At 67.3% G+C, this 18,051-nt stretch carries 13 protein-coding genes and 1 tRNA gene; 8 read left to right on the top strand and 6 right to left on the bottom strand.

Annotated features, from left to right (window positions below; genetic code table 11):
• The first annotated feature begins 197 nt into the window (after nt 1-197).
• From murI to G7A98_RS00050, 5 genes are all read left to right on the top strand, one after another.
• Nucleotides 198-1,007 carry a glutamate racemase gene (gene murI / locus G7A98_RS00070; protein WP_163647459.1) on the top strand — a complete coding sequence of 270 codons (810 nt, stop codon included), beginning with the start codon at nt 198-200 and terminating at the stop codon, nt 1,005-1,007.
• Between the two features lie 48 nt (nt 1,008-1,055).
• Complete coding sequence (trmA, locus tag G7A98_RS00065) at nt 1,056-2,162, top strand: tRNA (uridine(54)-C5)-methyltransferase TrmA (RefSeq protein WP_163647458.1); 1,107 nt, start codon at nt 1,056-1,058, stop codon at nt 2,160-2,162.
• 179 nt (nt 2,163-2,341) lie between these two features.
• Complete coding sequence (locus tag G7A98_RS00060) at nt 2,342-7,186, top strand: NAD-glutamate dehydrogenase (RefSeq protein WP_163647457.1); 4,845 nt, start codon at nt 2,342-2,344, stop codon at nt 7,184-7,186.
• A 181-nt stretch (nt 7,187-7,367) separates the two neighbouring features.
• The gene (locus tag G7A98_RS00055; protein ID WP_163647456.1) at nt 7,368-8,390 is read left to right on the top strand and encodes a hypothetical protein; all 1,023 of its coding nucleotides are present in this window, start codon (nt 7,368-7,370) and stop codon (nt 8,388-8,390) included.
• A 126-nt stretch (nt 8,391-8,516) separates the two neighbouring features.
• Complete coding sequence (locus G7A98_RS00050; protein ID WP_163647455.1) at nt 8,517-9,575, top strand: quinone-dependent dihydroorotate dehydrogenase; 1,059 nt, start codon at nt 8,517-8,519, stop codon at nt 9,573-9,575.
• A gap of 75 nt (nt 9,576-9,650) precedes the next feature.
• On the opposite strand, the gene rmf is transcribed toward G7A98_RS00050, so the two are convergent.
• Complete coding sequence (rmf, locus tag G7A98_RS00045) at nt 9,651-9,860, bottom strand: ribosome modulation factor (RefSeq protein ID WP_163647454.1); 210 nt, start codon at nt 9,858-9,860, stop codon at nt 9,651-9,653.
• Between the two features lie 220 nt (nt 9,861-10,080).
• Here rmf and rlmKL point away from each other — a divergent pair, with 220 nt between their 5' ends.
• Nucleotides 10,081-12,258 (top strand): bifunctional 23S rRNA (guanine(2069)-N(7))-methyltransferase RlmK/23S rRNA (guanine(2445)-N(2))-methyltransferase RlmL, encoded by a 2,178-nt coding sequence (gene rlmKL, locus G7A98_RS00040; RefSeq protein ID WP_163647453.1) that lies wholly within the window; start codon nt 10,081-10,083, stop codon nt 12,256-12,258.
• Nucleotides 12,259-12,309: 51 nt separating this feature from the next.
• Here rlmKL and G7A98_RS00035 read toward each other — a convergent pair whose 3' ends face one another.
• Nucleotides 12,310-12,585, bottom strand: a complete 276-nt coding sequence (locus G7A98_RS00035) for a hypothetical protein (RefSeq protein WP_163647452.1) — start codon at nt 12,583-12,585, stop codon at nt 12,310-12,312.
• A 113-nt stretch (nt 12,586-12,698) separates the two neighbouring features.
• Here G7A98_RS00035 and pdxB point away from each other — a divergent pair, with 113 nt between their 5' ends.
• Nucleotides 12,699-13,850, top strand: coding sequence for a 4-phosphoerythronate dehydrogenase PdxB (gene pdxB, locus G7A98_RS00030; protein WP_163647451.1), 1,152 nt, complete (start codon nt 12,699-12,701; stop codon nt 13,848-13,850).
• 98 nt (nt 13,851-13,948) lie between these two features.
• Here pdxB and htpX read toward each other — a convergent pair whose 3' ends face one another.
• From htpX to msrB, 4 genes are all read right to left on the bottom strand, one after another.
• Nucleotides 13,949-14,848, bottom strand: a complete 900-nt coding sequence (htpX, locus tag G7A98_RS00025) for a protease HtpX (RefSeq protein WP_163647450.1) — start codon at nt 14,846-14,848, stop codon at nt 13,949-13,951.
• A 141-nt stretch (nt 14,849-14,989) separates the two neighbouring features.
• A complete protein-coding gene (locus G7A98_RS00020; protein ID WP_163647449.1) occupies nt 14,990-16,225 on the bottom strand; it encodes a pyridoxal phosphate-dependent aminotransferase in 1,236 nt (411 codons plus the stop codon).
• 125 nt (nt 16,226-16,350) lie between these two features.
• Complete coding sequence (gene ylqF / locus G7A98_RS00015; RefSeq protein ID WP_163647448.1) at nt 16,351-17,286, bottom strand: ribosome biogenesis GTPase YlqF; 936 nt, start codon at nt 17,284-17,286, stop codon at nt 16,351-16,353.
• Between the two features lie 78 nt (nt 17,287-17,364).
• On the bottom strand, nt 17,365-17,766 hold the full coding sequence (gene msrB / locus G7A98_RS00010; protein WP_163647447.1) for a peptide-methionine (R)-S-oxide reductase MsrB: 402 nt from the start codon (nt 17,764-17,766) through the stop codon (nt 17,365-17,367).
• Between the two features lie 212 nt (nt 17,767-17,978).
• On the opposite strand from msrB, the gene G7A98_RS00005 reads away from it, so the two are divergent.
• Nucleotides 17,979-18,051 (top strand) — tRNA-Glu (locus G7A98_RS00005).

Raw genomic sequence — 18,051 nt, 5'->3', positions numbered from 1 at the left:
GGGTAGACTGAGCGCCCCTTGGCGTGGTGTTGCGAGGCCTTGATGAACTCCCTTCCGGCGAACTGGACCCTGCGTGTGGCGATCGATCGCGTGCAGCGAGACCGGCCGCACTCCCTCGGGGCCGGCGATGAGGCCGGCCGAGGCGTTCGACAGGCAAGCGGGAAGAGGCGTGTGCCGCCGGGTCGCGAGGAGGGGGCGTGCCGGGTCCCATCCTGATCTTCGACTCCGGCGTCGGCGGGCTCTCGGTGGCGGCGGCGATTCGCGAGCGCCTGCCCGACGCCGCCCTCGCCTATGTCTGCGACAACGCCATGCTGCCCTATGGCACCAAGCCCGATGACTGGCTGGTGACCCGCATCGCCGCCGTGTGCGAGCAGGCGGTGCGCCTCAGTTCGGCAAGCGCCCTGGTGGTGGCCTGCAACACGGCCAGCACCCTGGCGCTCGAGGTGCTGCGCTCACGCCTGACGATCCCGGTGGTCGGCACCGTGCCGGCCATCAAGCCCGCCGCGGCGGCCAGTCGTTCCGGAGTCATCGCCCTGCTGGCGACCTCGGCGACCGTCAATCGTCCCTATACCCGGCGCCTGATCGACACCTTCGCCGCGCATTGCCGCGTGCTGCGCCTCGCGGCCGACCCGCTGGTCGGCGAGGCCGAGCGCTGCCTGGCCGGCGGGGTGGCGAACGATGCCGTCATCGAGGCCTGCCTGGCCCCGTTGTGGCAGGAGACGGCGCTGGACAGCGTGGTGCTCGGCTGCACGCACTTTCCGCTGCTGCGCTCGCGCCTTCTGGCCGCGTCCCCGCGGCCGGTCGCCTGGATCGATTCGGGCGCGGCGATCGCCCGGCGCGTGGCGGATGTGGTCACCGCCATAGCGCCGCGCCGGGCGCCCCAGCGTGCCTGGGCCACGGCGCCGCAGGCCGCGCTGGCGGCGACCCTGAATGCCCGCGGCTTTCCGTGCCTCGCGGCGCTGTCGCTGCCCTCCGGGGCCGCCGCGCCGGCGCATCCCGTGCGCTAGCTGCTTCCACCCCTTCATTGTCCTGATTTTGTCCCGCAAGGAGATTCCGTGGCCGTACCCGTCGTCGCCCCCGAGCGTTATCCCGAACAGCTCGACGCCAAGCGTCAGCGCATCGAGTCGCTGTTCGCCGCCTTCTCGCCGCCGCCGCTGGAGGTCTTCGCCTCGCCGGCCAGTCACTATCGCATGCGCTGCGAATTCCGCCTCTGGCACGAGGGCGACGACCTGTTCTATGCCATGTTCGAGGTGGACCCGGAGGATCCGGGGAAAAAGCAGGTGATCCGTCTCGACCAGTACCCGGTGGCGAGCCATCTGATCAATGATCTGATGGTGCGGCTGCGCGAGGCGGTGATCGACGATCCGGTGCTGCGTCACCGGCTCTTTCAGGTCGAGTTCCTGACCACGCTGAGCGGCGAGGCGCTGGTGACGCTGATCTATCACCGCCAGCTCGATGCCGCCTGGGAAGCCCGCGCGCGCGAGCTGCAGGCCGAGCTGGGCGTGTCGATCATCGGACGGGCGCGCAAGCAGCGCCTGGTGCTCGACCGCGATCACGTCTGGGAGCGCCTGACGGTGGACGGGCGCGAGCGGGTCTATCAGCAGGTGGAAAACAGCTTCACCCAGCCCAATGCCGAGATCAATCGGGCCATGCTGGGCTGGGCCCGCGACGTGACCCGAAACAGCCACGACGCGGACCTGGTGGAACTCTACTGCGGCAACGGCAACTTCACGGTGGCCCTGGCCGAGAACTTCCGCCGCGTGCTGGCCACCGAGATCTCGCGGACCTCGGTGGCCTCGGCCAACGTCAACCTGGCCGCCAACGGCATCGACAACGCGGTGGTGGCACGCATGTCCGCCGAGGAGTTCGCCCAGGCGCTGGCCGGCGAGAAGCAGGGACGGCGGGTCAGCGAGATGGCGCTCGACGGCTACGACTTCTCGACGGTGCTCGTCGACCCGCCACGGGCCGGGCTGGACGCTGCCAGCTGCGAGCGGCTGCGGGCCTATCCGCGCATCGTGTACATCTCCTGCAACCCGACGACGCTGGCCGAGAACCTGGCCCAGCTCGAGGATACGCACCGCATCCGGCGCTTCGCGCTGTTCGATCAGTTTCCCTGGACCGACCACTGCGAATGCGGCGTGCTGCTCGAACGGCGGCACTGAACGACCGACTCGGCGACAAGTCAAGCGCCGGCCGATGCCTAACCGACATGCTCCATGAGTAACCCGGCATGACGATGGGGAACGCCCAGTGAGCTAGAGTATTCTCACGGGCAGCGTGAATTCCACGCGATGAACATCCCCCCGGCCGCCAGGGCGGCCGGACGCAGCCGAGGTGATTGATGCAACACGTCGCTATCGATGGCAAACAGGAGTTTCTGGCGGCGCTTCGCGAACAGCTCGCCAAGCGCCTGCCGCAGGAAAAGGTCAAGGCGGTGGCCGCCTTCGCCGAGGATTTCTACGCCAGCGCCCCGCTGGAGGACCTGGTCGAGCGGCACCTCGACGATACCTATGGCGCCACGCTGACCACCTGGCACTTCATCCAGCACTTCGATCCGCGCTCCCCCAAGGTGCATGTCTACAACCCCGATTTCGAGGAGCACGGCTGGCAGTCGTCGCACACCCTGATCGAGGTGCTGCATCAGGACATGCCGTTTCTGGTCGACTCGGTGCGCATCGAGCTCAACCGGCGCGGCATCACCGTGCATGCCATCCACAACGCCGTGCTGGCCGTGGAGCGCGATTCCCACCACGACCTCAAGCGCATCACCGGCACGCGCGCCAAGGATGCGCCGGAATCCCGCGAGTCGATCATGGTCATCGAGATCGATCGCCATTCCGATCCCGAGGTGCTCGCCAGCCTGGAAGACAGCCTGCATGACGTGCTGGGCGACGTGCGCACCGCCGTGGAGGACTTCGAGCCGATGTGCGAGAAGGTCCACGCGGCGCTCGAGGAACTCAAGGCGGCGCGGCCGAGCCAGGTCGATGCGGCCGATCATCGCGAGGCGATCGCCTTCCTGGAGTGGCTGCTCGAGGACAACTTCACCTTCCTGGGCTACGACGAATACGAGATCGTCGAGACCAAGAAGGGGCAGGACGAGCTGCGCCAGGTCAAGAACAGCGAACTGGGGGTCTTCAAGCTCGACAATCCGCGCTATCGCGAGCGAATCCGCAGCGATCAGGGCGTCGAGGGCGATCACTACGTGCTGATTCCCGAACTGCTGTCGTTCGCCAAGAGCGCCTACCATTCGCGGATCCACCGGCCGGCGTATCCCGACTACATCTCCATCGATCGCTACGACGAGTCGGGCAACGTCATCGGCGAGCGGCGCTTCATCGGGCTGTATGCCGCCGTGGTCTACAACGATTCACCGCGACACATCCCCGTGCTGCGCCGCAAGATCGATGCGGTGATGGACGCCTCCGGGGTCAACCCCAAGGGGCACAACGGCAAGCACCTGCTGCAGATTCTCGAGGTCTATCCGCGCGACGACCTCTTCCAGATCAGCACCGACGAGCTGACCCGCACGGCACTGGGGATCCTCAATATCCGCGAGCGCCGCCGTGTCCGCCTGTTCATCCGCGAGGACCGCTTCGGGCGCTTCTACTCGTGCCTGGTATTCGTGCCCCGCGATGTCTTCTCCACCGATCTTCGCGTGCGCATCCAGGAGCTGCTGTGCGAGGAGCTCGACGCCAGCTTCGGCGACTTCAACACCTACCTGTCGGAGTCGGTGCTGGCACGCATCCAGTTCATCCTGCGCTTCAATGGCGAGTCCGCGGTGGACTACGATCTGCGCAAGCTCGAGCACAAGATCGCGCAGCTGGCGCGCAGCTGGAGCGACGATCTCCACAACGCCCTGATCGAGGGGGTGGGCGAGGAACGTGCCAATCACCTGATGAATCGCTATCGCGATGCCTTCCCCACCAGTTATCGCGATGACTTCACGGCACGCACGGCGGTCTACGATATCCAGCATCTCGACGAGGTCGAGGAGGGCGAGCCGATCTCGGTGAGCCTCTACCGGCTGGTCGAGGAGGACGAGGAGGGCGTCAATCTCAAGCTCTTCCACGGCGACGCGCCGATTCCGCTCTCGGATGTCCTGCCGGTCATGGAGAACCTGGGGCTGCGGGTGCTGGGCGAGCGCCCCTACGGGGTGCACTGCGAGGATCGCGCCTTCTGGATCCACGACTTCACCCTGGAGCACCACGGCCGTGAAGTGGTCAACCTGCAGGACATGCGGGAGACCTTCATCGACGCGCTGCGACGGATCTGGACCGGCGAGGCGGAAAACGACCCGTTCAACCGCCTGGTGATCGGTGCCGGGCTGAACTGGCGCGAGGTGGCGCTGCTGCGGGCCTACGCGCGCTATCTCAAGCAGATTCGTTTCGGCCTGTCGCAGCTCTACATTGCCACCACCCTGGCCAGCTACCCGGCCATCACCCGGGAGCTGGTGCAGCTGTTCGCGCTGCGCTTCGCCCCGCGCCGGCAGGGCAAGGACCTCGACGCCACCATCGACAAGAGCATCGAGCGCCTTAACGGCCTGCTCGACCAGGTGGGCAGCCTCAACGATGACTTGCTGCTGCGCCGCTACATCGAGCTGATCCAGGCGACCCTGCGCACCAACTACTATCAGCGCGACGCCGAGGACGGCTTCAAGGACTACATCTCCTTCAAGCTCGATCCCACGCGGGTGCCGCTGATGCCCAAGCCGCGCCCCCGCTACGAGATCTTCGTCTACTCGCCGCGGGTCGAGGGGGTGCACCTGCGCGGCGGCAAGGTGGCGCGCGGCGGCCTGCGCTGGTCGGATCGCCACGAGGACTTCCGTACCGAGATTCTCGGCCTGGTCAAGGCCCAGCAGGTCAAGAACGCGGTCATCGTGCCGGTGGGCGCCAAGGGGGGCTTCGTCTGCAAGCGCATGCCCGAGAACGCCGACCGGGACGCCGTGCAGAAGGAAGGCATCGCCTGCTACCAGATCTTCATCCGCGCCCTGCTGGATCTGACCGACAACCTCGAGGGCGGCGAGGTGGTACCGCCGAAGGACGTGGTGCGCCACGACGAGGACGATCCCTACCTGGTGGTGGCGGCCGACAAGGGCACGGCGACCTTTTCCGATATCGCCAACGAGATCTCGCTGGAGTACGGCCACTGGCTGGGCGATGCCTTCGCCTCGGGCGGGGCCCACGGCTACGACCACAAGAAGATGGCGATCACCGCCCGCGGGGCCTGGGAGTCGGTCAAGCGCCACTTCCGCGAAATGGGCCTGGATACCCAGAAGGACCCGTTCTCGGTGGTCGGTGTCGGTGACATGGCCGGCGACGTGTTCGGCAACGGGATGCTGCTGTCCGACAGGATTCGCCTGTTGGGCGCCTTCAACCACCTGCATATCTTCGTCGATCCCGATCCCGATCCGACGGCCTCGTTCGCCGAGCGCAAGCGGCTCTTCGAGCAGCCGCGCTCGAGCTGGGAGGACTACGACAGTTCGGTGATCTCCGAGGGGGGCGGTGTCTTCAAGCGCAGCGCCAAGTCGATTCCCATCAGCGATGCGATGAAGCAGGCCTTCGGCATCGAGGCGGACAAGCTCTCGCCCAACGAACTGATCCAGGCGATGCTGCGTGCCCGCGTGGATCTGATCTGGAACGGCGGGATCGGCACCTACGTCAAGTCCAGTGCGGAAACCCACGCCGATGTGGGCGACAAGGCCAACGACGCCCTGCGCATCGACGGCAACGAACTGCACTGCCGGGTCGTCGGCGAGGGCGGCAACCTGGGGCTGACCCAGCGCGGGCGCATGGAGGCGGCGCGGCGCGGGGTCAGGGTCAACACCGACTTCATCGACAACGCCGGCGGGGTCAACTGCTCCGACCACGAGGTCAACATCAAGATCCTGCTCGATGACATCGTGTCCAGCGGCGACATGACCGACAAGCAGCGCAATCAGCTGCTGGCCGACATGACCGAGGAGGTCGCCGGCCTGGTGCTGCGCGACAACTATCGTCAGACCCAGGCGCTGTCGCTCAGCGAGCAGCTGTCCCACGAGGGCCTGGGGCCGTACCGGCGCTTCATCAACGAGCTCGAGGCCGGCGGCCAGCTGGATCGCGAGCTGGAGTTCCTGCCCGACGACGAGTCCCTGCTCGAGCGTTCCAACAACAACGAGGGGCTGACCCTGCCCGAGCTGTCGGTGCTGATCTCCTATGCCAAGAGCACGCTCAAGGGGGACCTGATCGCCTCCGAGGTGCCGGACGATCCCTATATCCAGGCCCACCTGGAGCGTGCCTTCCCGCGGGTGCTGGTCGAGCGCTTCGGTACCGAGATGTATCGCCACCGCCTCAAGCGGGAGATCGTCGCCACCCAGATCGCCAACGACCTGGTCGATCACATGGGCATCGTCTTCGTGCGCCGGCTGATCGACACCACCGGCGCCAGCCGCGCCGAGATCGCCCGGGCCTACGTGATCGCTCGTGACAGCTTCAACCTGGAGGGCCTGTGGCAGCAGATCGAGGCGCTCGACAACCGCGTCGACAGCCGCGTGCAGTACCAGATGATGCTCGACCTGATGCGGCTGATGCGGCGTGCCACCCGCTGGTTCCTGCGCCAGCGCAACTCGCTGTCGGTCAGCGAGAGCATCGAGCACTTCGCGCCGCGCCTGACCCAGCTGCAGGAGAGCATCGGCAAGCGCCTGCGGGGTCAGGAGCGCGAGACCTGGGAGGCCCGTCGCGACGAACTGACGGAGGCGAAGGTGCCCAAGTCGCTGGCCAGCATCGTGGCGGCGACCGGCAACCTCTACGCCGGCCTGGGGATCATCGAGGCGGCCAAGCAGACCGGCGAGAAGATCCAGCGGGTCGCCGAGCTCTACTACGAGATCGGGCATCGCCTGGAGTTGCCGTGGATGAGCGAACAGATCGACAACCTGCAGGTCCGTGACAGCTGGCAGGCGCAGGCCCGCGAGACGTTCCGCGATGACCTCGATCGCCAGCAGCTTGCTCTCACGGTGAGTGTGGTCAAGATGGAGGATGGGCCGCGGGACGTCGAGCCGCGGGTCGAGCAGTGGCTGACGCGGCACAGCGATCTACACCATCGCTGGCAAGGGCTGATTCACGAGGTCAGTGGCGGCACGCAGGGTGGCTATCCGCTGTTTGCCGTGGCGATTCGTGAGTTGGTCGATCTCGCCGAAAGCAACGGTGACTGAGCACCCCTGTTGACACGTCTTGTCCCTTGACGAAACCCCGCCTGGCGGGGTTTCGTCGTTGACGCGGCTGGCCAACAGACGTGGCGAGGGTCTTCGCTCGCGGTGAGGCGAAGATCATAAACCTCAACAACGGATCTGGTATGCTGTGCCCACCGGATCCATTGCCAATCAGAGAGACCCCATGAAGCATCGCGTTTTAACCGTCGCCATCACCTTGGGACTCGCCGCCGGGGCTTCCGAGGCGCTGGCACAGAGCGCCGCCTTGCAGAAGGCCCAGGAAGCTGCCGATCAGTTCGACATCAGTCAGTACCTGACGGCGCGTACCGACGCGCGTAGCCAGAGCTTCGGTTTTGGGGGCACGCACACCCATGAATTCACGGTCGAGAAGTCGGGGCGCTACGTCTTTACCAGCAGCACCCTAGCCGGTGAGTCGGATGACTATCGCATCAAGGCGGCGCTACTCGACAACAAGAATCGTGTCATCGCGCGTGGCGAGGGGCTGGGCCAGAACGGAGGACTCCGTCTGGAGCAGCAACTCGAGCCGGGCGACTACGTTCTCCGCGTCTCCGCGGACAAGTTCGGCTCCGAGGCCTCTGGCGGGAACAGCTTTATCGTCTCGGTGGCGGGACTGAACGCCCAAGGCAAGCGCCTTAGCAGCGACGAGAGCGGTATCGATACCGGGTCGGGCATTCATTTCGGCAGCGCCGAAGGCGAGCAGAAGACGGCCTTCGTCGACAACAAGGACGCGGTGGCGACCATTGCGGTGCCTGCGGCGGCCGCCTCCGCATCGGGCCAGTCGACGACCGATGCTAAGACTTCCTCTGCTCGCACGAGCGACGAAACGTCGTCAGCGGGATCCAAGACGCGTCCCAAGGCGTTTGAAGAGATCGTGGCAGACATCCGCATTCGCCAGGAAGGCGAGGTCCTGACCTTCGATGTGGCGCAGGCGGGGACCATCTCGGTGACCAGTTCGACCTTCCCCGGCACAGGTGGCAGCTACACGCTTCAGGCCAGGATCCTCGACGAGGATGGCCGTGTCGTGGCCAGCGACAAGGGGGCAGGCGAGCAGGGGGACTTTTCCATCGAGACGCCGCTACAGCCGGGGCGCTATCGGGTCTGGGTCAGCGGCCGCAAGTTCGGCACGGCGATGGAGGGGGCGAACCGCTACACCCTGCGTGTGCGCCAGCTCGATACACGACCCTGACGCCATGACACGGGGCCGCTTGCCTGCGCGGCGCGAGGGTCCGCTCCTCCCGCGCGGCAGGCGGCATCAGGCGATTTACGGTATACTCCCGGCGCTTTTCATCACCACCGTTCGCCGAGGAGTCCGATGTACGCGCTTGCCCGCTCGATCCTGTTCCGTCTCGACCCGGAAACCGCGCACAGTGTCTCGCTCGGGGCGCTGGATGTCGCGCATCGCTGCCGGTTGACGGGGCTGTTGCGTGGTGAGCCCCGGGTCGACGAGCCGGTCGAGGTGATGGGGCTGCGTTTCGCCAACCGCGTGGGGCTTGCCGCCGGGCTCGACAAGAACGCCGACCACCTCGATGCGCTGGGCGCGCTGGGCTTCGGTTTCGTCGAGGTCGGCACCGTGACGCCGCGACCGCAGCCGGGGAACCCGCGGCCGCGTCTGTTCCGTCTGCCGAAGGCGGGCGCGATCATCAATCGCATGGGCTTCAACAATGCCGGTGTCGACCACCTGATCGCCAATGTCCGCAGGAGCCGTTACGACGGCGTGATCGGTATCAATATCGGCAAGAACCTCTCCACGCCGGTGGAACAGGCCGTCGATGATTACCTGACCTGCCTCGAGCGGGTACACCCCTTCGCGGACTACGTGACCGTCAACATTTCCTCGCCCAACACGCCGGGGCTGCGCGACCTGCAGTTCGGTGAGCATCTCGATGCCCTGCTGGGCAGGCTGCGCGAGGCCGCCACGCGCCGGGACCAGACGGCGGGGCGGCGGGTGCCGCTGGCCGTGAAGATCGCGCCGGACATGGACGACACCGCCATCGGCCTGGTGGCCGAGGCGCTGGGACGCAACGGCATCGATGCCGTGGTGGCCACCAACACCACCCTGGCGAGAGAGGCCGTGCAGGGGCTGGCCCATGCCGACGAGGCCGGCGGGCTCTCCGGCGCGCCGGTGCGCGAGATGTCGGATCATGTGGTGCGGGCCCTGCGCCAGCATCTGCCGGCCATGCCGATCATCGGGGTCGGCGGCATCGACAGCGGGGCGGCCGCCCGAGACAAGTGCAAGGCCGGGGCGGATCTGGTTCAGCTCTATTCGGGCTTCATCTACCGGGGGCCGGCGCTGATCGGCGAGTGCGCCCGGGCGTTGCGCGACGTTCCGTCGCGGGCGACCGGGGCTGTCGAAATGCCGGCGGGCTCGTGACATACAGGTTCGTCACACACAAAAAGGCCCGCATGTCTTGCGGGCCTCGGCAGGTAACCGACTGTCTCGGGTGCGCTACTGCATGACCATGGGGTTCTTGTGGATGCCGGCGACACCCGTCATGCCGTCCCATTGATCACCGCGACCCTCACGCCAACCGCTCATCCAGTATTCGCGTAGATTGATGTCCTGGCTGGGGCAATCATCCCGGGAGCGCCCGGAGAGGCCGGCCTTGTAGCCATGGACATAGGCACGCTGAAAGCGATCACGTTTCTGTCGTTTCATCGGGTAACCTCTTGCATGAGAACCGGATTGTTATTGCGAGTCACTACGCCGGCAGTGGGCCCCGGGCCGACACTGCCGCTGCTCTGGAGACCGCGGACAGAACGCATGCGTTGTCTTAGTAGCTACTAACCTTCTTTCTAGTTGAACAGTGACAAGACTGTCGAGTCGCGTTTTGTCACTGAAATGTTATCGCATTGAAATACAAGGACCCTTTGCACCCATGAGCGATGATCGAGCGGCGTCGTCCCACTCTCGGGGCACCGAACAGGCCGGTTTTGCCAGCTGCCCCTGGGGCATCGAATCCCTGCTGGCGGAGGAATTGAGCGGGCTGGGCGCCACCGTCGCCCGGCAGACCGTGGCCGGCGTCCATTTCACGGCCGACCTGGCCACACTCTATCGCGCCTGTCTGTGGTCGCGGCTGGCCAACCGGGTCGTGCTGCTGCTGGCGCAGGCCACCGAGATCGAGACGCCCGAGGCGCTGCGGGCCTGCATCGCCGAGGTAGACTGGGCGGCACACCTGCCCCCCGGGACGTCGCTGGTGGTGGACTTCCAGGGCCAGTCGCGTGCCATCCGCCATACCCGCTTCGGCGCCCAGACCGTCAAGGACGGCATCGTCGATGCGCTGCAGGCGGCGGGGCGCGAGCGTCCCCGCGTCGAGCATCGCGATCCCGACCTGCGCATCCATGCCCACCTGCATCGCGGTCGCCTGACGGCGGGCATCGACCTGTCGGGGGGCAGCCTGCACCAGCGCGGCTACCGCCGGGATCCGGGGCATGCGCCGCTCAAGGAAAACCTCGCCGCCGCGCTGTTGATCCGCGCCGGCTGGCCGGCCCGTGCCCGCCGCGGCGAGTCGCTGGTCGATCCGATGTGCGGGGCCGGCACGTTGCTGATCGAGGCGGCCATGATCGCCGTCGACCGGGCGCCGGGGCTGGGGCGCTCGCGTTTCGGCTTCGAGCGCTGGGCCGGGCACGATGCCGCGCTGTGGCGCGAGCTCCGACGTGAAGCCGAGGTACGCGACCGGCTGGGCCGCCGGCGCGTCACGGCGAAACTGTTCGGCAGCGACCGCAGTCCGCCCGCGCTGGCCGCCGCCAGGGCCAATGCCATGCGTGCCGGCATTCCGGCACTCATCGAGTTCAGCGGGGCGGATGCCCGGCACTGGCAGCGCCCGGCGGCCGCCGAGGGGTCGGGCCTGGTGCTCACCAACCCGCCCTACGGCGAGCGCCTCGGCGAACTGCCGGAGCTGGTCACACTCTATGCCGGGCTGGGCGAGCGGGTCCGCGAGCAGTGCCCGGGCTGGACGCTGGCGCTGTTCACCGGCAATCCCGACCTCGGCCATCGCGTCGGGCTGCGCGCCGAGAAGCAGTATGCCTTCAAGAACGGGCCGCTGGACTGCAAGCTGCTGCTGATGCCGGTGCCCGAGCACGTCGAGGAGGCCGCACCGCCGGCCCGCTCGGCGGGGGCGACGATGTTCGCCAATCGCCTGACCAAGAACCGCAAGCGCCTGGCCAGGTGGCTCAAGCGCAGCGGCGAGTCCTGCTATCGCCTCTACGATGCCGACATGCCGGAGTACGCCCTGGCGGTGGATGTCTACGGCGACCGCGTGCACGTCCAGGAATATGCCCCGCCGCGCTCGGTGGACACCGCCCAGGCCCAGCGGCGACTGATGGAGGCGCTGACCGTGATTCCCGAGGTGCTCGAGGTGTCGCCCGGGGCGGTGTACGTCAAGCAGCGCAGCCGCCAGAGCGGCAAGGCCCAGTACGAGAAGCGCGACACCAGCGGCGAGCGCTTCCAGGTCAGCGAGGGGCCGGCGCGGCTGTGGGTCAACCTGCGTGACTACCTGGACACCGGGCTGTTCCTCGACCACCGGCCGGTGCGCCGGCGGCTGCGCGAGATGGCCGCGGGCCAGCGCTTCCTCAACCTGTTCTGCTACACCGGGGCGGCCACGGTGCAGGCCGCGCTCGGCGGCGCCAGCGAGACCCTGAGCGTGGATCTGTCCAACACCTACCTGGACTGGGCGCGCGACAACCTGGCGCTCAACCGGCTCGATCCGGCCCGGCATCGGGTGGTGCGTGACGACTGCCTGCACTGGCTGGAGACGGCACAGGGGATGTTCGACCTGATCTTCCTCGATCCGCCGACCTTCTCCAACTCCAAGCGCATGGAGGGCACGCTGGACATCCAGCGCGATCATGGGCGGCTGGTCGATCTGGCCATGGCGCGGCTGGCGCCGGGCGGCACGCTGGTGTTCTCGAACAACCAGCGCCGCTTCCGGATCGACGAGGGGCTCGTCGAGCGCTACGCGGTCAGCGATATCACCCGGGACACCTTCGACCCGGACTTCCAGCGGCGCGGCGACCTGCACCACTGCTTCCTGATCCGTCACAAGACGGATGCCTGACGGGCGTTCGTCGGGGGATAGGGGCGAGCGCTGCGACGGGGAGGCCGCCGCTCACTCCAGCAGCGACAGCTGGCGCACGGCGTCGCGGCCCTCGGGGCTGTCGGCGCTGGTCTTCAGCACCTGGTGGAAGCCGCGCGAGCGCTGGATGTGATCGACGTCCTCGAGCCACATCATGGCCTGGTCGTAGCCGTCGGCCAGCTGGTGCCTGAGGCCGCCGAACTGGGTGCCGATCTGGCCCCAGGCGCGGCTGAATATCCAGTCGCCGAACATGTCCTGATGGACATGCACCAGCACGTAGTCATGATGGCTTTCCCAGCGGACGATCACGTTGGCTCCTGCGTCGATGGCGGCTTGTCGCGCTCGGCCGCGCGGCCTAAGATGGCGGGCGGCCCGGGGAGCCATTGTAGCCGCCCGGTGGACGCGAACAAGGAGTCTTCCCCATGCGTATACTCGCCGACCAGAACATTCCGCTCGTCGAGGCCTTCTTCGGCGAGCTGGGCGAGATCACGCGACTCCCGGGGCGGCGGATCGATGCTGCGGCGGTGCGCGATCACGACATCCTGCTGGTGCGCTCCATCACCCGGGTCGACGCCGGCCTGCTGGATGGCTCGCGGGTGAAGTTCGTGGGCACCTGCACGATCGGGACCGACCACGTGGATCAGGCGTACCTGAAGGCGCACGACATCGGCTTCGCCAGTGCGCCCGGCTGCAACGCCGAGTCGGTGGTGGATTACGTGCTCTCGAGCCTGCTGCTGCTGGCCGAGGAGGCCGGCGAAGCGCTCGACGAGCGCACCGTGGGCATCGTCGGGGCCGGCAATGTCGGCAGCCGCCTGGCCAAGCGCCTGAGCGGCATGGACGTTCCTCATCTGATCTGTGATCCGCCGCGAGCCCGTGACGAGGGGCGGGACGATTTCGTCGACCTCGATACCTTGATCGAGCGCTGCGACGTGATCTGCCTGCACACCCCGCTGGTCGACACCGGCGATCATCCCACCCGTCATCTGATGGACGCCCGGCGCATCCGGGCGCTGCGCCCCGGCAGCGTGCTGCTCAACGCCGGGCGAGGCGCCTGTCTGGACAACGCGGCCCTGCACGAGCGGCTGGCGGCCGGCGGTGACCTGCGCTGCGTGCTGGATGTCTGGGAGGACGAGCCGGGCATCGACGAGGCGCTGTTTCCGCTGGTGGACATCGCCACGCCGCACATCGCCGGCCACAGCCTGGACGGCAAGATGCGCGGGACCGAACTGGTCTACCAGGCGGTGATGCACCACTACGGGCTGCCGGTGCGCTGCAAGCTCGGGCAGCTCAAGCCGGACCCGTGGCTGCGCAAGCTGGTGCTGACCGAGTGGGCGCCGCCGCGGGAGGCCCTGGCCCTGTGCGTGCGTGCCTGCTACGACGTGCGTCGGGACATGGTGGGCTTCGAGCGCTACCGTCGCCGCTTCGGCATGGCCGAGGGGTTCGACCGCTATCGGGCCGAGTATCCGGTGCGCCGCGAGTTCTCCACCCTGCGGGTCGATCTCAAGAAGAACAACAACGACCTGCGCGAGGCGATCGCCGGTTTCGGCTTCAAGGTCAAGCTGGCCGGCAAGTGATGCCCGCCGGCGCATGAAGGCGTCGCTGGAGTCTGCCCGGACCCGCCACGAAAAGGCCCGCCGACGCGGCGGGCCTGATCCTTCCGATATTCCAGCGCCTACTGCCGGTAGGCGGATTCCTTGAGGGCGCGAATGCGGTCATCCAGTGGCGGATGGCTGGCGAACAGCCGCTCCATCAGCTTGCGGGTCTGGCCGGTGGTGATGGCGAAGGCGGTCAGGGTGTCCGGCATCTGGTCCGGCATCTGGGTCTCGGCCTTGAGTCGTGCCAGGGCGTTGATCATCGCGCCGCTGCCGGCCAGCCGGGCTCCCGCGGCGTCGGCGCGGTATTCGCGGAAGCGCGAGAACCAGGCGACGATCACCGAGGCCACCAGCCCGAAGACGATCTCGGCGACGATCACCACCGCGAAATAGCCGAAGAAGCCCAGTCCCTCGTTGTCGTCACGGCGCAGGAAGCTGTCGATCAACTGGGCGACCACACGGGCGAAGAACATCACGAAGGTGTTGAGCACCCCCTGGATCAGCGCCAGGGTGACCATGTCGCCGTTGGCGACGTGGCCGATCTCGTGGCCCAGCACGGCGCGGACTTCTTCCGGGCGCATGCGGTTGAGCAACCCGCTGGAGACGGCGACCAGCGCGTCGTCCTTGTTCCAGCCGGTGGCGAAGGCGTTGGACTGCTGGGCGGGGAAGATGGCGACGTCGGGCATCTTGATGCCCGCATCCCGGGCCAGTTCGGCGACCGTGTCGAGCAGCCACTTCTCGTTGGCGTCCCGGGGCTGGTCGATGATCTGGGCGCCGGTGCTCATCTTGGCCATCGGCTTGGAGAGAAACAGCGAGATCAGCGAGCCGGCCATGCCGAACACGAAACAGAAGATCAGCAGGCTGTTCATGTTCAGCCCGTTGGCCTGCAGGTAGGGCTCCACGCCCAGCAGGCGCAGGGTGATACTGGCGACCAGCACCACGGCCAGGTTGGTCGCCAGGAACAACAGGATACGCATCATGAGTGTGACCTCGGTCGTCGGAAAGCCGGAAAATTCAGTGTGTTGTCTGGCTCTTAGATACGCGCCGGGGGGCCGGGTTTCAAGCCCTGGCCGAGGAAATTTGTCGACGCGGCGAGCACCATGGTGGCGCTCGCCGGGGCCTCACTGGCGGTAGCGGCCGAGGAAGCGGGCGAAGCGGTCGAGTGCGTCGTCGAGCTGGTCGGCCCAGGGCAGGGTGACGATGCGCACGTGGTCGGGGTCCGGCCAGTTGAAGGCGGTGCCCTGGACCAGCAGGATCTTCTCCTGCAGCAGCAGGTCGAGCACCAGCTGCTGGTCGTCCTGGATGTTGAACACCTCGGGGTCGAGCCGCGGGAAGGCGTAGAGCGCTCCCCTGGGCTTGGTGCAGGACACCCCGGGAATGGCGTTGAGCTTCTCGTAGGTGATGTCGCGCTGGGCCCGCAGGCGGCCGCCGGGCAGCACCAGGTCGTTGATCGACTGGTAGCCGCCGAGCGCGGTCTGGATGGCGTGCTGGGCCGGGACGTTGGCGCACAGGCGCATCGAGGCCAGCATGTTCAGGCCCTGGATGAAGTCCTCGGCGCGCTGCTTGCCCACCTTGCCGGAGAGGATCATCCAGCCGCTGCGAAAGCCCGCGCAGCGATAGCTCTTCGACAGGCCGTTCATGGTCACCACCAGCTGGTCGTCACCGGCCAGCGCGCCGGTGGAGACATGCTCGACGTCGTCGTAGAGGATCTTGTCGTAGATCTCGTCGGAGAACACCACCAGGTCGTGAGCGCGGGCAATGGCCAGCAGTTCCTTGACCACCTCGGGCGGGTAGACGGCCCCGGTGGGGTTGTTGGGGTTGATCAGCACGATCGCCCGGGTGTGGCTGGTGACCTTGTCGCGGATGTCGGCCAGGTCCGGTGCCCAGTCGGCCTGCTCGTCGCAACGGTAGTGCACCGGCCGGCCGCCGGAGAGATTGGCCGCCGCCGTCCACAGCGGGTAGTCGGGTGCGGGAATCAGCACCTCGTCGCCGTCGTTGAGCAGGGCCTGCATGGCCATCACGATCAGTTCGGAGACCCCGTTGCCGATGAAGATGTCCTCGACGCCGACGCCGGGGATGCCCTTGCGCTGACACTCCTGCATGATCGCCTTGCGCGCCGAATACAGTCCCTTGGAGTCGCAGTAGCCCTGGGCGGTGGGCAGGTTGCGCATCACGTCCTGGAGGATCTCCTCGGGGGCCTCGAAGCCGAACGGGGCGGGGTTGCCGATGTTGAGCTTGAGGATGCGCTGGCCTTCGTCCTCGAGCCGCTTGGCATGGTCGAGAACCGGGCCGCGGATGTCGTAGCAGACGTTGTCGAGCTTGTGGGACTTGCGAATCGGGCGGGGCGTGGTGTCCATGAGACGCGATGATTCCTTGGCATTGCGGGCTTGGGCGCCGTGAACCGGTGCGGCTGCGCCGGGGCGGGCGGCGTGGAACAGCATACCCCGGCGTCGCGGACGTGCAAATGGCCGGGGAAGGCGGCTCAGGCCTCGGCGGTGGCATCCACCGGCGGCGGAATGTCGGCGGGAGTTTCCAGGGTCACGCGGCCCAGCTTGCCGTCGCGCAACTCGTGCAGCAGCACCTCGGCACCCCGGTGCAGGTCGACCACGCCGCCGGGACGCAGGCCCCCTCGCTTGCGGGCGATCTCGGCAACGATCGCCTGGCCGTCGAAGCCGGCACGGGCCAGCAGGTCGGGCTGTGGCTCGCCATCGGCCTGGACCGCCTCGGCGCCCTCGGCCGGCGTGTAGGCGGGCAGGGTCTTCAGCTTGAAGCGCTGCGACAGGGCCTCCGGGTAGCGCCGGGCGAGTTCCGCCGCGGCGACGATGGCCACGTCGGTGTACTCGATCGCCGTGTCGCGGATCGCGCCGCTGGCGGCGAGCCGGTAGGCGCTGGCCTGATCCTCGATCTTCGGCCACAGCACGCCCGGCGTATCGGTCAGCGCGATGCGCCCGTCGATGCGGATCTTCTGCTGGCGCTTGGTCACCGCCGGTTCGTTGCCGGTTTTGGCCAGCTTGCGGCCGGCCAGGCCGTTGATCAGCGTCGACTTGCCGACGTTGGGGATGCCCATGACCATCACCCGCACGTCACGGTCGGCACGCACCTGGCCGGCCAGCTCGTGACACAGGGCGGGGATGCGCTTGAGCTCGCGGGCCTGGGTGGTGGTGACCGCCAGGGCGCGTGTGTCGGCCTGGGCATCGAAGTGCGCGACCCACTCGCGGGTGCGCTCGGGATCGGCCAGGTCGGCGCGCGAGAGGATCTTCAGCACCGGCTTGTGTTCGGTGAGCTCGGCCAGCATGGGATTGGCGCTGGAGTAGGGCAGCCGCGCATCCAGAACCTCGATCACCACGTCGATCTCCGGCAGGGCTTCCTTGATCTGGCGCCGTGCCTTGTTCATGTGTCCCGGATACCAGCCGAGCATCGTTCCCCCTGGAAGGTGTGCATAGAAAACGGGCGCCAATCTTAGCAGATCGGCGCCCGGTGCGGGGTTGGTTGCGGTTCATTCGCCGGGGTGGAAGGTCAGCGCCACCGAGTTGATGCAGTAACGCAGCCCGGTGGTTTCCGGCGGACCGTCGGGAAAGACGTGGCCCAGGTGGGCATCGCAGTGGGCGCAGACGATCTCGGTCCGGCGCATGCCGTGGGAGTCGTCGAAATGCTCCTCGACCGAGCCCTTGCCCAGCGGACGATCGAAGCTCGGCCAGCCGCAGCCGGCGTCGAACTTGTGCTCGTTCTCGAACAGGGCGGCGCCGCAGCACACGCAGTGATAGATGCCCTGCTCGTCACTGACCCGGTAGTCGCCGCTGAACGGCGGCTCGGTGCCCTTCTCGCGAGCGACCCGGTACTGCTCGGGCGTCAGCTGGTCGCGCCATTCGGCATCGCTTTTCTGCAGCTTGTTGCGCATCGGCATGCTCCTCTTGCGGTCGGGCGTTACTGCGTCATGAGACTACGAAATGGCGGCTCGGGCCAACCCGGTGAATATCGTGTGCCTGTACCTGCAGGATAGACGCTGCCGTCCGCCCGTGGCGTCAGGGGGGCAACAGGAATCAGCGGAGAGTTGACAGCGGCAGGCGGTCTATTTACTATACGCGCCACCTCGACGAGGCAAGGCACTGCGTCCCATTCGTCTAGTGGTCCAGGACACCGCCCTTTCACGGCGGTAACAGGGGTTCGAACCCCCTATGGGACG

Source organism: Modicisalibacter sp. 'Wilcox', assembly GCF_010993675.1.
Lineage (GTDB): Bacteria > Pseudomonadota > Gammaproteobacteria > Pseudomonadales > Halomonadaceae > Modicisalibacter > Modicisalibacter tunisiensis.
This window is presented reverse-complemented; position numbering and strand designations above follow the sequence as displayed.